13 protein-coding genes and 1 other RNA gene are annotated in these 13,232 nt (G+C 68.5%); 4 read left to right on the forward strand and 10 right to left on the reverse strand.

Going from position 1 to position 13,232, the window contains the following annotated elements:
* Positions 1-60: 60 nt before the first annotated feature.
* Together rnhA and AB6807_RS07580 are read right to left on the reverse strand one after the other, a co-directional pair.
* Positions 61-510 carry a ribonuclease HI gene (gene rnhA / locus AB6807_RS07575; RefSeq protein ID WP_116907394.1) on the reverse strand — a complete coding sequence of 150 codons (450 nt, stop codon included), beginning with the start codon at positions 508-510 and terminating at the stop codon, positions 61-63.
* 34 nt (positions 511-544) lie between these two features.
* Positions 545-1,315, reverse strand: a complete 771-nt coding sequence (locus AB6807_RS07580) for a class I SAM-dependent methyltransferase (RefSeq protein ID WP_286515859.1) — start codon at positions 1,313-1,315, stop codon at positions 545-547.
* Between AB6807_RS07580 and gloB the strand changes: the two genes are divergently transcribed.
* Together gloB and AB6807_RS07590 are read left to right on the forward strand one after the other, a co-directional pair.
* A complete protein-coding gene (gene gloB, locus AB6807_RS07585; RefSeq protein ID WP_371084074.1) occupies positions 1,314-2,150 on the forward strand; it encodes a hydroxyacylglutathione hydrolase in 837 nt (278 codons plus the stop codon). The genes AB6807_RS07580 and gloB overlap by 2 nt on opposite strands.
* The gene (locus AB6807_RS07590; RefSeq protein ID WP_371084075.1) at positions 2,147-3,745 is read left to right on the forward strand and encodes a transglycosylase SLT domain-containing protein; all 1,599 of its coding nucleotides are present in this window, start codon (positions 2,147-2,149) and stop codon (positions 3,743-3,745) included. The genes gloB and AB6807_RS07590 overlap by 4 nt, the downstream gene beginning before the upstream one ends.
* A gap of 42 nt (positions 3,746-3,787) precedes the next feature.
* On the opposite strand, the gene AB6807_RS07595 is transcribed toward AB6807_RS07590, so the two are convergent.
* The 8 genes from AB6807_RS07595 to dnaX form a co-directional block, all read right to left on the reverse strand.
* A complete protein-coding gene (locus tag AB6807_RS07595) occupies positions 3,788-4,978 on the reverse strand; it encodes a low temperature requirement protein A (RefSeq protein WP_116907390.1) in 1,191 nt (396 codons plus the stop codon).
* Positions 4,979-5,064: 86 nt separating this feature from the next.
* Positions 5,065-5,910: an ABC transporter permease gene (locus AB6807_RS07600; RefSeq protein WP_371084076.1), complete on the reverse strand. Its 846-nt coding sequence runs from the start codon at positions 5,908-5,910 to the stop codon at positions 5,065-5,067.
* On the reverse strand, positions 5,910-6,806 hold the full coding sequence (locus AB6807_RS07605) for an ABC transporter ATP-binding protein (RefSeq protein ID WP_371084077.1): 897 nt from the start codon (positions 6,804-6,806) through the stop codon (positions 5,910-5,912). The genes AB6807_RS07600 and AB6807_RS07605 overlap by 1 nt, the downstream gene beginning before the upstream one ends.
* Positions 6,807-6,861: 55 nt before the next feature.
* Positions 6,862-7,899, reverse strand: coding sequence for an ABC transporter substrate-binding protein (locus AB6807_RS07610; protein WP_116907387.1), 1,038 nt, complete (start codon positions 7,897-7,899; stop codon positions 6,862-6,864).
* Positions 7,900-8,084: 185 nt separating this feature from the next.
* Complete coding sequence (locus AB6807_RS07615; protein WP_371084078.1) at positions 8,085-8,477, reverse strand: MAPEG family protein; 393 nt, start codon at positions 8,475-8,477, stop codon at positions 8,085-8,087.
* A 36-nt stretch (positions 8,478-8,513) separates the two neighbouring features.
* A complete protein-coding gene (gene recR, locus AB6807_RS07620; RefSeq protein WP_116907385.1) occupies positions 8,514-9,104 on the reverse strand; it encodes a recombination mediator RecR in 591 nt (196 codons plus the stop codon).
* A gap of 7 nt (positions 9,105-9,111) precedes the next feature.
* Entirely contained in the window at positions 9,112-9,444 is a 333-nt protein-coding gene (locus tag AB6807_RS07625) for a YbaB/EbfC family nucleoid-associated protein (protein WP_007836669.1), read from the reverse strand.
* A gap of 71 nt (positions 9,445-9,515) precedes the next feature.
* Positions 9,516-11,402 (reverse strand): DNA polymerase III subunit gamma/tau, encoded by a 1,887-nt coding sequence (dnaX, locus tag AB6807_RS07630; RefSeq protein WP_371084079.1) that lies wholly within the window; start codon positions 11,400-11,402, stop codon positions 9,516-9,518.
* Between the two features lie 190 nt (positions 11,403-11,592).
* On the opposite strand from dnaX, the gene ffs reads away from it, so the two are divergent.
* Positions 11,593-11,689: signal recognition particle sRNA small type (gene ffs, locus AB6807_RS07635), an RNA gene on the forward strand.
* A 140-nt stretch (positions 11,690-11,829) separates the two neighbouring features.
* On the forward strand, positions 11,830-13,194 hold the full coding sequence (locus tag AB6807_RS07640; RefSeq protein WP_371084080.1) for a chloride channel protein: 1,365 nt from the start codon (positions 11,830-11,832) through the stop codon (positions 13,192-13,194).
* The last annotated feature ends 38 nt before the right edge of the window (positions 13,195-13,232 follow it).

Raw genomic sequence — 13,232 nt, forward strand, 5'->3', positions numbered from 1 at the left:
CGCGGCGGGAGCGCATCGCGGAGGGATCGGATGCGGGTCAGATGCGGGGTCTGATGCAGCTCAGATGCGTCCCAGCGCCTTGTCCACGCCCTTGTTGGCCAGCATGTCGGCGCGCTCGTTGCCGGGGTCGCCCGAGTGGCCCTTCACCCAGCGCCACTCGATCTGGTGGCCGCCCTCGGCCACCAGCTTGTCCAGCCGCTGCCAGAGCTCGACGTTCTTCACGGGCTGCTTGCTGGCGGTCATCCAGCCCTTGGCCTTCCAGCCGCGGATCCACTCGGTGATGCCCTTGCGCACATACTGGCTGTCGAGGTACAGCAGCACCTTGCACGGCCGCTTGAGCGCGGCCAGGCCTTCGATGACGGCGGTGAGCTCCATGCGGTTGTTGGTGGTGTTGAGTTCACCGCCGAACAGGTCCTTCTCGGTGGCGCCGGACTTCAGCCACGCGCCCCAGCCCCCGGGGCCCGGGTTGCCCTTGCATGCACCGTCGGTGTAGATCACGACTTCGTTCAAACTGATTTTTCCTTGTTCATTCGTTCGTTCATTTTCAATTCTTGCCAGCGTCCTGCCGGTGCACCTTGCCCGCGATGGGCACGGGCGCCGTGGCGCGCGCACCGGCACGTCGCCAGTCGGCGCTGAGCAGGCGCATGCCGCGCACGCGCTTCACCGCCACCAGGAAGTAGGCGGCACCGAAGATCGGCCACCAGCGCTCGCCCGCGGCGTCCATCCAGCGCGCGCGCTCCAGCCAGGCCTCGCTGCGCACGGCCGGCCGGTAGATGCCGAAGCGGCCCGACTCGACCTCGAAGCTCAACAGCCGCAGCCAGTCGCGCATGCGCCAGTAGCCGATGAACTCCCCGCCCTCGGGCAGGTAAAGATCGCCGACGCCCAGCTTGCGGTAGAGGTGCGCGCGGCGCTGCCGCATGCCCCACAGGCTGGCCGGGTTGAGCCCGCAGATCACCACGCGGCCCTCGGGCACCAGCACCCGCTCGACCTCGCGCAGCGTGGCGTGCGGGTCGGGGCTGAGCTCCAGCGCGTGCGGCAGCACCACCAGGTCGAGGCTGTTGGCCGCGAAGGGCAGCGCCGCGAAGTCGGTCAGCAGCGTGGCCTTGCCGCGGCGGGCCGGGTCGTCGAGCGCCAGCCAGCGGTGCGGCATGCGGTTGGTGCGCAGGGCATCGACCTCGGCCGCGCCCAGCTGCAATGCGTGGTAGCCGAACACGTCGGCCACCGCCTGGTCGAACTGGGCCTGCTCCCAGGCCAGCAGGTAGCGCCCCGGGGGGGTCGCGAACCAATCATGCAAACCTATAATTTGACCGCTCATGACCCTTGTTCCGCTGCCCGCCTTCGCCGACAACTACATCTGGATGCTGCACGACGGGTCCCACGCCATCGTGGTGGATCCGGGCGATGCCCAACCGGTGTTCGACGCGCTGGCGCGCCACAAGCTGCAGCTCGCCGCGATTCTAGTCACGCACCACCACGCCGATCACACGGGCGGCGTGGCCGCCTTGCATGCGGCCACCGGCGCGCCGGTGTGGGGCCCCGCGACCGAGCGCATCCCCGAGCCCTTCACCCCGATGGCGCAGGGCGACGTGGCCGAGATGCCCGGCGTGTTCGAGGTTGCCGGGGGCCTGCGCTTCCAGGTGATCGACGTGCCGGGCCACACGGCCGGGCACATCGCGTACTTCCTGCCGGCACTGCCCTCTTTGCATGCCCTTCCAGATTCACCAACGGCGCCCTCCCAGGCGCCGTTGCTCTTCTGCGGCGACACGCTGTTCTCCGGCGGCTGCGGGCGGCTGTTCGAGGGCACGCCCGCGCAGATGCTGCATTCGCTGGACGCGCTGGCCGCGCTGCCCGGCGACACGCAGGTGTGCTGCGCACATGAATACACACTTTCTAACCTGCGTTTCGCCCTCGCCGTGGAACCGGGCAACACCGAACTGAGTCACTACAACGCGCACTGCGAAAGCCTGCGCGCGCAAGGGCGGCCCACGCTGCCCTCGCACCTGGCCACCGAACGCCAGATCAACCCCTTTCTTCGCAGCCGCGAAGCCACTGTCCTTAGAGCGGTGCGTGCCCACGCCGAACTGGCTGCCGACGCAGCCGAAGCCGACGTGTTCGCCGCACTGCGCCAATGGAAAAACGACTTCCGATGAAATTCTTTGCTGCCACCTGCCTCGCAGGTTCACTGGTGCTTGCGGGCTGCGCGGGCACGAACAACGGCTCCGCACCCTCCTCTTCTTCCAACCCCTCAGCCGGCGGCACCGGCAGCGCGGCACCGGTCTATCCCCGCAGCGCGCTTTCTCCCCTGGCCAACGGCCAGGCGCAATCGCAGAGCGTGGTCACGCTGGCACCGCCGGTGGACATGTGGGACCGCATTCGCCGCGGCTTCAAGATGCCCAACCTCGACAGCGACCTGGTGCGCGACCGCGAGCAGTGGTACGCCAGCCGGCCCGACTACATCCAGCGCATGACCGCGCGCTCTGACAAGTACATCTTCCACATCGTCGAGGAGCTCGAGCGCCGCAACATGCCCACCGAGCTGGCGCTGCTGCCGTACATCGAGAGCGCCTTCAACCCGCAGGCCGTGTCCAGCGCGCGTGCCGCGGGCATGTGGCAGTTCATGCCGGCCACCGGCACCGACTTCGACCTGAAGCAGAACATCTTCCGCGACGACCGCCGCGACGTGGTGGCCTCCACCCGCGCCGCGCTCGACTACCTGCAGAAGCTCTACGGCATGTTCGGCGACTGGCAGCTCGCCCTGGCGGCCTACAACTGGGGCGAAGGCAGCGTGAGCCGCGCCATCGCCAAGAACCAGCGCCTGGGCCTGCCCACCACCTACAGCGACCTCACCATGCCGGCCGAAACGCGCATGTACGTGCCCAAGCTGCAGGCCGTGAAGAACATCGTGGCGAACCCGCAGGCGTTCAACGCCGAGCTGCCGGTGATTGCCAACCACCCGTACTTCCAGACCGTGACGCTCACGCGCGACCTCGACGTGGAGCTGGCGGCCAAGCTGGCCGACGTGCGGCTGGACGACTTTCGCGCGCTGAACCCCGCCGGCCACAAGCCGGTGCTGCTCGCCGCGGGCACCCCGCAAATCCTGCTGCCGTGGGACAACGCGGCCGTGTTCCAGCGCAACTTCGACGCCTACACGCAGGGCCAGTACGCCAGCTGGACGGCCTGGGTGGTGCCCACCACCATGACCGTGGCCGACGCGGCCCAGCGCTCGGGCATGAGCGAGGCCGACCTGCGCGCGCTGAACAGCGTGCCGCCGCGCATGCTCATCAAGGCCGGCTCCACGCTCATCGTGCCGCGCGGCGCGCGCGTGAAGGAAGACGTGGCCGCCGTGGTGGCCGACGAGGGCCACCTGAGCTTCCAGCCCGAGATCGTCACGCGCCGCACCACGGTGAAGGCCGGCCGCGCGGACAACGTGGCCAGCATCGCGCGGCGCTACAACCTCAAGCCGGCGGCCGTGGCCGAGTGGAACGACGTGCAGCAGAACCATGCGTTCAAGCGCGGCTACAGCGTGGTGGTGTACCTGCCGATCCGCGCGAGCGTCGCGGCGCGCGTGGGCACCGGCGTGCGCCCGGTCGTGCACACGATGGCGGCCGCCCCGGCGCGCCGCGGCAGCGTGCCCGTGAAGGCGGCGGCGCCACGCGGCGCCAACGTGGCCAAGGTGCCGGCGAGCAGCAAGCAGCAGGTCGTGCGCGAGAAGCGCGGCGGCACGCCGGCTAAAAAGAAGCGCTAAAAAAGAAACGCCGAGGCGCCGGGCGCCGACACCCCTGCGGTGTCAGTGCGCCTGCGCGGCCAGCGCCCTTCGCCGCACCACCGCTTCGAGCGCGGCCACGGCGATCATGATGAGCGTGGTCAGCGTGCCCACCGCCATCACCGTCAGGTGCGACACGAACACCACGTACACCGCCAGCACGGCCAGCAGCCCCAGCCCGTACAGGTGCGACTGCGGCGTGAAGCCGCGCACCACGCGCTTGAACAGCGCATTGCCGAACAGGTAGAGCGCCGGCCCGCCGATGAGCGCGCCCAGGTACTTGAGCTCGGCGTGGTGCCCGCCCTCGCCGATGGTCAGCTCGTCGGCCACGGCGCACACGATGATGCCGGCCACCAGGATGACGTGCGTGTAGTGGAACTTGGCGCCGATGCCGCCCGGGTCGCTCGAATGCTCGATGACATGCGACGCCTCCTTGGCGCTGGTGTCGAAGTACATCCACCACATCGCCAGGCTGCCCGCGAAACCGACCAGCAGCGCGAACAGGTCCGCGGCATGCCACTCGGCGTGGTGCCCGAAGGCGATGCCGGTGGCCAGCACCGACTCGCCCAGCGCGACGATCACGAACAGCTGGCAGCGCTCGGCGAGGTGGCCGCCGTCCACGGTCCAGTCGCTGGTCGACGAGCGCCCCAGGCCCGGAAAGCGCAGCCCGATCATCGGCGCGATGTACTCGCACAGCACGCCGCCGAACCACAGCGCGAGCCGCAGCGACCCGTCGGCGAAACCGCCCGCGATCCAGAACGCGCCGGCCACGCAGTTCCACGCCAGCAGGCGCCGAAAGTTGGGCGTGAGCGGGTCGTTGGGGCCGATGGCGATCAGCATGCACAAGGTGCGCCCCGCCTGGATGCCCACGAAGCACAGCGCGAACACCAGCCCGCGCTCGCCGAAGGCGCCGGGCAGCGCCGAGGCCATCACCATGGCCAGCAGCATGATCGCGAACAGCACGCCGCGGATGCGCAGCGTGCCGGGGTTGAACCAGTTGGTGGTCCAGGCCGTGTACTGCCAGCCCAGCCACACCGCGAACCACATCACCAGCGTCTGCAGCGCGCCCAGCAGCGTGAGGTGGTCCAGAAGATAGTGCGAGAGCTGCGTGACCGAGAACGCGTAGACCAGGTCGAAGAACAGCTCCTCGTTCGACACCCTGGCCGCCTGGTCGCGCGAACGCAAGGTCGTGGCCCGCTTGTGGTCCTGGCTCATTGTTTACCCCTGTGGATTCGTTGCGGCGCTCTGGTCGCCGCGCGGGATCATCGCACGCAAGCGCCGGGCCACGGCGGCCGGGCGCGCTACAGCTTCTCTGTCTCGCCGGTGCGGGGTTGCCACTTCATGAGGCGCTTCTCGACCAGCCCCACGATGCCGTCGAGCACCAGCGCGAAGGCCGTGAGCACCACGATGCCGGCGAACACGGTGTTCACGTCGAAGGTGCCCTCGGCCTGGAGAATGAGGTAGCCCACGCCGCGCGCCGAGCCCAGGTACTCGCCCACCACCGCCCCCACGAAGGCCAGCCCCACCGATGTGTGCAGGCTGGAGAACACCCAGCTGGTGGCGCTCGGCAGGTACACGGTGCGCAGCAGCTGGCGCTTGTTGGCGCCCAGCATCTTCGCGTTGGCCAGCACCACCGGGCTGACCTCGCGCACGCCCTGGTACACGTTGAAGAACACGATGAAGAACACCAGCGTGACCGCCAGCGCCACCTTGCTCCAGATGCCCAGTCCGAACCACAGCGCGAAGATGGGCGCGAGGATCACGCGCGGCATCGAGTTGGCGGCCTTGATGTAGGGGTCGAGGATGAGGCTGGCCGTGGGCGCCAGCGCCAGCCACAGGCCGCAGGCCAGCCCCATCACCGTGCCGATGCCGAAGGCCAGCACCGTCTCCAGCAGCGTGGTGCCCAGGTGCAGGTAGATGTCGGCGTTGCCCTTCAGCCCTTCGGGAAAGAGCGCGTTGGCCGGCACCTCGAACGGCAGGAACCAGCTCCAGATGCGCCCCGCCACCTGGATGGGTTCACCGAGGAAGAAGGCGAACTGCTGGTTGCGCGAAGCCACGTGCCACGCCACCAGAATGACCACCAGCAGCGCCAGCTGCCAGAAGCGCGCGTTGCGCTCATTCAGACCCAAGCGGCCAGGGCGGCTCATCACGCGGCCTTCCGGAGTTGCTGCGCATAGCCCTTGAGCACCTCGTCGCGCAGCACCTCCCAGATCTGCGTGTGCAGTTCGACGAAGCGCGGCTGCGTGCGCACCTCGGCCACGTCGCGCGGACGCGCCAGGTCGATGGCGAACTCGCCAATGGGGTGCGTGGCCGGCCCGGCCGACAACACCACCACGCGGTCGCTCATGGCAATGGCCTCGTCGAGGTCGTGCGTGATGAAGAGCACCGCCTTGCGACCTTGTGAGCCCCCGGGCGCTGCACGCTCGCTCGCAGCGGTGGTGAGCTCCGGCCTTGGGGCGGCCCGGCGGCCTTCGCTCGGCGCGCTCCAGAGTTCGAGCACCTCGTTTTCCATCAGCTGGCGCGTCTGGATGTCGAGCGCGCTGAATGGCTCGTCCATGAGGATGATGTCGGGGTCGAGCACCAGCGTCTGCGCCAATGCCACGCGCTTGCGCATGCCGCCCGAGAGCTGGTGCGGGTAGCGGTCGCCGAAGCCCGAGAGGCCCACGCGAGAGAGCCACGCCTGGGCCAGCGCGCGCGCATCGGCGTCGGGCACGCCGCGGTATTGCAGGCCCACCATCACGTTGTCGATGGCGCTGCGCCACGGCATCAATGCCTCGGTCTGAAACATGTAGCCCGCGCGCGCGTTCACGCCGTCGAGCGTCTTGCCGAACACTTTCACGCTACCCGACGAAGGCGCCAGCAGGCCCGCACCCACGTTCAGCAAGGTCGACTTGCCGCAGCCCGTGGGCCCCACCACCGAGACGAACTCGCCCGCCTTGATGCGCAGCGTGGTGTCGGCCACCGCCGTGTAGCGCTGGCCGGGGTCGTCCTTCGAGTGGAAGGTGCAGCTGATGTCCAGGAGTTCGAGAGCGTGGTCTTGCATCGTCGCAGGGGGAAGAAAAAACCCGGCCAAGGCCGGGTCGCGGGGACGTTCGGAATCAGGCTTTGAACCTGTCTTTCGCGCGCCTGGCAAAATCGTTGGTGTAGGTCTTGGCGAGGTCGATCTTGTCGGCCTTCACGCTGGTGTCGAAGCTGGCAATGGCGGTGAGCGCAGTCTTGGGGCCGTCGGCCGGCACCAGGCCGTCGGTGGCGATCGATTCGCGCACCTTGTCGAAAGACGCCAGGTACAGCGCGCGGTCGCCGAGCAGATAGGTCTCGGGCACCGTCTTGATGATGTCGCCGGGCCCTGCCGTCTGCAGCCATTTCAGGCCGTGCACGATGGCGTTGGCCAGCGCCTGGCAGGTGTTGGGGTTCTTCTGGATGAAATCGGCCGAGGCGTACAGGCAGGCCGCGGGCATCGTGCCGCCGAACACCTGCTGCGTGCCCTTGAGGGTGCGCGTGTCGCTGATGATCTTCACGTCGCCCTTCTGCTCGAGCATGGTCATCACCGGGTCGGTGTTGCTGATGGCGTCGATCTGCCCCGAGCGTAGCGCGGTGAGCGCGCCGGCGGCCACGCCCACGCCGATGAAGCTCACGTCGCTGGCCTTCAGCCCGCCGCGCGAGAGCACCAGGTTGGCGACCATGTTGGTCGAAGAGCCCGGTGCCGAGACGCCGATCTTCTTGCCCTTCAGGTCCTGGATGCCGGTGTAGCCGGCCATGTTCTTGGTCGACACGCCCACGGCGATCTGCGGTGCGCGGCCCTGCAGCACGAAGGCCTGGAAGATCTGGTTCTTGGCTTGCAGGTTGATGGTGTGCTCGTACGCGCCCGAGCACACGTCGGCCGAGCCACCCACCACCGCCTGCAGGGCGCGCGCGCCGCCGGCGAAGTCGGAAATCTCGACATCGAGCCCTTCGGCCTTGAAGTAGCCGAGCTGCTCCGAAATGGTGAGCGGCAGGTAGTAGAACGCCGCCTTGCCGCCGACCGCGATGGAGATCCTGGTCTTCTCCAGCTTCGCCTGCTGCGCAAAGACGCGCGGCAACGCGATGGTTGCGGCGGCGATGGCGGAGGCTGAGATGAGGGCGCGGCGATGGAGCATGAACGGTGCCTGTAACGTGGCCTGTAACGGGGCCTTTGACGTGGCCTGAAGCTGTGCCTGTGGGCTCTGTGATTCCTGTGGACTGAATCGAGCTTAGGGGCCGCACCACGCCACGGCATCGGGGTCATCCCGTGCGGGTTTTCACGTAAGCATGAAGGCCTCGCCGCGAAGCCTTCGCCCCAGCGTCAGCGCGCCAGGAAAAGTATCGCGATGTTCACCAGGAACGCGAGTGCCCAGACCGCGCTGCGCGCGCCGCCGACACCCTTGATGTACAGCGCGATGTAGATCGCGCGCAGCACCACGTAGGCCACGGCCAGCATGTCGAGGTGCGACTGCGCCGCGCCAAGCTGGTGCGCGATGACGACCGCGCCGATGAAGAAAGGCAGGCCTTCGAAACTATTCGCTTGCGCACTGTTGGCGCGTGCGCGCCAGCCGCTCTGCCTGGCGGCCCAGTCGCGCGGATGCTGGTTGTCGCGCGGGCCGAAGCTGCCCGCCTTGGCGATCCACGCCGAGAGGTACGGCAGGCCGCAGGCGACGAACACGCACCAGTAGGCGACGGTGAGCAATGAGAAGGTCATGGGGTCCAGTTGGCTTGGTCGTGGCCCGGCCGCGGCCTACCTGCGGTCGACCAGCGCGTGCGCGATGGTGCCGAGGTCGACGTACTCGAGCTCGCTGCCCGCGGGCACGCCGCGCGCGAGCCGCGTCACGGTGAGGCCGTGCTGCTTGAGCGCCTCGCCGATCACGTGCGCGGTGGCTTCGCCCTCGGCGGTGAAATTGGTGGCCAGGATCACCTCGCTGACGGTGCCGTCGCGTGCGCGGTCGAACAGCTTCTGCAGGCCGATGTCGTTGGGCCCGATGCCGTCGAGCGGGCTGAGCTTGCCCATGAGCACGAAGTAGTAGCCGCGGAAGGCGCCCGTGCGCTCCAGCGCGGCCTGGTCGGCCGGCGTCTCGACCACGCAGAGCTTGGTGCCGTCGCGCCGCGAGTCCATGCAGACATTGCAGATGGGCGCTTCGGTGAAGGTGTTGCAGAGCTGGCAATGCCGCACGTTGCCCGCGGCCTGCTGCAATGCGCGCGCGAGCAGCTGCGCGCCGTCGCGGTCGTGCTGCAGCAGGTGGAATGCCATGCGCGAGGCCGACTTGACGCCGACGCCCGGCAGGCGGCGCAGCGCATCGACCAGGGCGTCGAGCGAACTCGCGTCTGCCATGCAGCGCTTAGAACGGGAGCTTCATGCCGGGCGGCAGGCCGGGCATGCCGGCCGTGAGCTTGCCCATCTTCTGCTCGCTGGTTTCCTCGGCCTTGCGCACGGCGGCGTTGAAGGCGGCGGCCACGAGGTCTTCGAGCATGTCCTTGTCGTCGGCCAGCAGGCTGGGGTCGATGGTGATGCGCTTGACGTCGTGCTTGCAGGTCATGACGACCTTGACGAGGCCGGCGCCGGACTCGCCTTCGACCTCGATGTGCGCCAGTTCTTCCTGGGCCTTCTTGAGGTTGTCCTGCATTGCCTGCGCCTGCTTCATGAGGCCGGCGAGTTGTCCTTTGTTGAACATCGTGTGGTCCTGATCGGTTGAGATGGGTTGAAAAACGGGGGAAGGATAAGAGAGGCTGGAGCGACCTGCGCTCAGACCGGCTTGAGCGTGCCGGGGACGATCTTCGCATCGAAGTCGCGCATCAGCGCCTGCACTTCGGGGTCGCTCAGGATGGCGTCCTCAGCCACGCGCTGGCGCTCTTCGGCCGCGTGCTTGTTGCGCCGCGCGGGGCTGTCGACCACGCTGCCGATCTCGATGGACAGCTTGACGTCGTGGCCGATGTTGTTCAGCGCCGCCGTCAGCTTTTCGCGGCTGGAGGGCTGGTTGAGCGTTTCGCGCTCGATGCGCAGCATCCACTGGTCGGTGTCGCGCCCCACCAGCTGCGACTGCAGCGCGAGTTCGCGCGCAAGCGCCGCGATGGCTTCGGACGCGACCAGCTGCGTGACCGTGGCGTACCAGAAGTCGCCGTCTTCGCTGGGGGGAATGGGAACGAAAGGCGCGCGCTGCCCTTGGGCATGAGGCTCGTCGCGCGCGCCCGGCGGCGGTTGCACGCGAATCGGGACGCCGACGACCTTGGCGGGAGTGCTGTCCGTGGGGGTCGGGCGGGGGTCGGCGTGGCGTGGCTCGTCGACGACTGCGAGGCGTTGGCCGGCGGGGGCCTGGTTGACCGGTGGCGTCGGTGCGGCGGGCGCAGCGGATGCGATGGGTGCGACAGGTGCGGGAGCGACTGCTGCAGGGGCCTGCACAGGCGGCTTCGGCGTTACGGCCACCGGCGCTGGTGCGGGAGCGGCCACCGGCGCTCGCGGCGCAGCGGCCGCAGCTTCATTCAGAGTTTTTTTTTCCGTGGAGGCCGTCGCAGCAGCCGCGTTGGAGGGCTTGAAGGCCAGCAGCCGCAGCAGCACCATGGTCAGCGCCGCGTACTCGTCGGGCGCCAGGCCCAGCTCGCCGCGGCCGTGCAGGCAGAGGCTGTAGAGCAGCTGCGTTTCGTCGGCCGGCATCAGCGTGGCGAGCCGGGCCGTGTCGGCCGCGTCGGGGTCGGTGGCCGAATCGGCCGACTCCGCCCGCGAGGGCACGGCCTGCAGCACGGCGATGGCCTGCAGCACCGCCGTCATTTCTTCCAGCGTGGACGCGGCGGACATGCCGTCGACGCGCAGCGCCTCCGAAGTCTCGACCACCGTCTTGCCGTCGCCCTGCGCCAGCGCCTCGATCAGCTTGAACACATGGCCGCGGTCGACACTGCCGAGCATCTGGCGCACACCCGTTTCGAGCAGCTCGCCGTTGCCAAAGGCGATGGCCTGGTCGGTGAGCGACAGCGCATCGCGCATCGAGCCGCGCGCCGCGCGCGCCAGCAGGCGCAGCGCCTGCTGCTCGGCCGGCACCTGCTCCGTTTGCAGCACGCTGGTGAGGTGCTCGAGCACCGTCTCGGGCGCCATCGGGCGCAGGTTGAACTGCAGGCAGCGCGACAGCACCGTGACTGGCACCTTCTGCGGATCGGTGGTGGCCAGCACGAACTTGAGGTACTCGGGCGGCTCTTCGAGCGTCTTCAGCATCGCGTTGAACGCGGTGTTCGTGAGCATGTGCACTTCGTCGATCATGAAGACCTTGAAGCGCCCTTGCACCGGCTTGTAGACGGCTTGCTCGAGCAGCGACTGGACCTCGTCCACGCCGCGGTTGGAGGCCGCGTCGAGCTCGGTGTAGTCCACGAAGCGGCCCGAATCGATGTCGCGGCAGGCCTGGCAGACACCGCACGGCGTGGCGGTGATGCCCCCCTGCCCGTCCGGCCCCTGGCAATTGAGCGACTTGGCCAGGATGCGCGACACGGTGGTCTTGCCCACGCCCCGCGTGCCGGTGAACAGGTAGGCGTGATGCAGGCGCTGCGTGGTCAACGCGTTCTCGAGCGCCTGCACCACGTGCCCCTGGCCGACCATCTCGGCGAAGGTTTTCGGGCGGAACTTGCGGGCGAGCACGAGATAGGACATTGCGGGCATTCTAAAAGGCACGGGACACCCTTCCGGCCCACGCGGCAACAAACGCAAACCCTTTCCTTTTTCGTTTTTTTCATTTCCTTGCAGACGATGCGCGTCCGTCCTGCGCGCTTGTCCCGCCTCGGCGCAGGGGGTTGGCCCGGCGCGACGGAATGGCCGAAGTCTCGTGGTTAGAATGCAGGCTGACGGGCCTCCCTGCATGGTGAAGTGGCCAACCGGGTCAGGTGGGGAACCAAGCAGCCCTAACTGCGTAGTCAGTGCCAGGGGTAAGGCTCGTCAACCTAACATCAGAAAAGCTGCAAGTTCCCTGCAACTTGCGCGCCTCCAGGGGCTTGCAAAGCCCCTCCTCTCCAGTCTCCATCGAACCCGCCATGAACTTCAAGGCGGCTTCGCTCCGGTGCCTGCGTAAACTGGCCGCGGTATGAACCGAGAGCCGGATTTCCTCGAACACCTGCGCGCCGAACTGCGCGGCGGCCGCGTCTGGCTCGACCGCGCCATCGTGCTCGGCTACGCCATCGCGGCCGGCATCTTCGTGGTGGGGTTCACCTACGCCAGCGACTGGGTCTTCGGCCAGTTCCATCGCTTCTACCGTGCGTGGCCCTGGGCCGTGCTGCTGACGACGCCGCTGATCACCGCCGGCATCGTCTGGGCGACGCTGCGCTTCTTTCCTGGCGCGGGCGGTTCGGGCATTCCGCAGATCAAGGCGGCGCTGCACCCCGAACTGCCCGAAGAACGGCGTTTCATGTTCGCCTCGCTGCGGCTCACGCTCGCCAAGATCGGGCTGGGCGCGGCCGGTTTCGCGGCCGGCCTGTCGATCGGGCGCGAAGGCCCTTCGGTGCAGGTGGCGGCCGGCGTGATGCAGCACGCGCGGCGCTGGCTCTCGCCCGGCACCACCATCGACGCGCGTGCGCTGCTGGTGGCCGGCGGGGCCGCCGGCATCGCTGCCGCGTTCAATGCGCCGCTGGCGGGCGTGGTCTTCGCCATCGAGGAACTCTCGGGCCGGCTGGAGGCGCGTTCCAGCGGCCTGATCATCACGGCCATCGTGCTGGCCGGCCTGGTGGCTGTGTCGGCCTTCGGCAATGCCAGCTATTTCGGCGTGATCCGCGTACCCCGGCTGGGCTGGGACGCCCTGGGCCCCGGCTTGCTGGTCACGCTGCTGAGCGGCGCGGCCGGCGGCCTGTTCGCGCGGCTGCTCATCGCCTCGCTGACCGGCACGCCCGGGCGCTTCAACCGCTGGCGGGCGCGCTTTCCGGTGCGCTTCGCCGCCGTCGGCGGGCTGGCGGTGGCGGTCATCGGCCTGGTGACGGGCGGCGTCACCTTCGGCGCGGGCTCCGAGGCGGTCAAGCAGATGCTGCAGGGCCACGACGAACTCACGCCGCTGTACACCGTGCTGAAGTTCGTCGCCACATGGCTCACGGCCTGGTGTGGGGTGCCGGGCGGCATTTTCGCGCCGTCGCTGTCGATCGGCGCGGGCATCGGCGACCTCGTCGCGCGGCTGGCCAGCAGCGACCTGGGGCCGGCGCTCATCGCGATGGGCATGGCAGGCTTCCTGGCGGCGGTGACCCAGGCGCCGCTGACCGCCTTCATCATCGTGATGGAGATGGTCGACGGCCATTCGATGGTGCTGAGCCTGATGGCCGCCGCCATGCTGGCCAGCCTGGTCTCCCGGATGATCAGCCGCCCGCTGTACGACACGCTGGCCGAGCACATGGTGGGACGCGCCATCTCGTCCACGGTGCCCACGGTGCATCAGGATTCAGGCTCGACGCGTCCTTCGTCGCCATAAGCGACGGTTTCAGCGGATCAACGACCCGCGCGAAAGCA

This window comes from Variovorax sp. RCC_210, from assembly GCF_041355175.1.
Lineage (GTDB): Bacteria > Pseudomonadota > Gammaproteobacteria > Burkholderiales > Burkholderiaceae_C > Variovorax.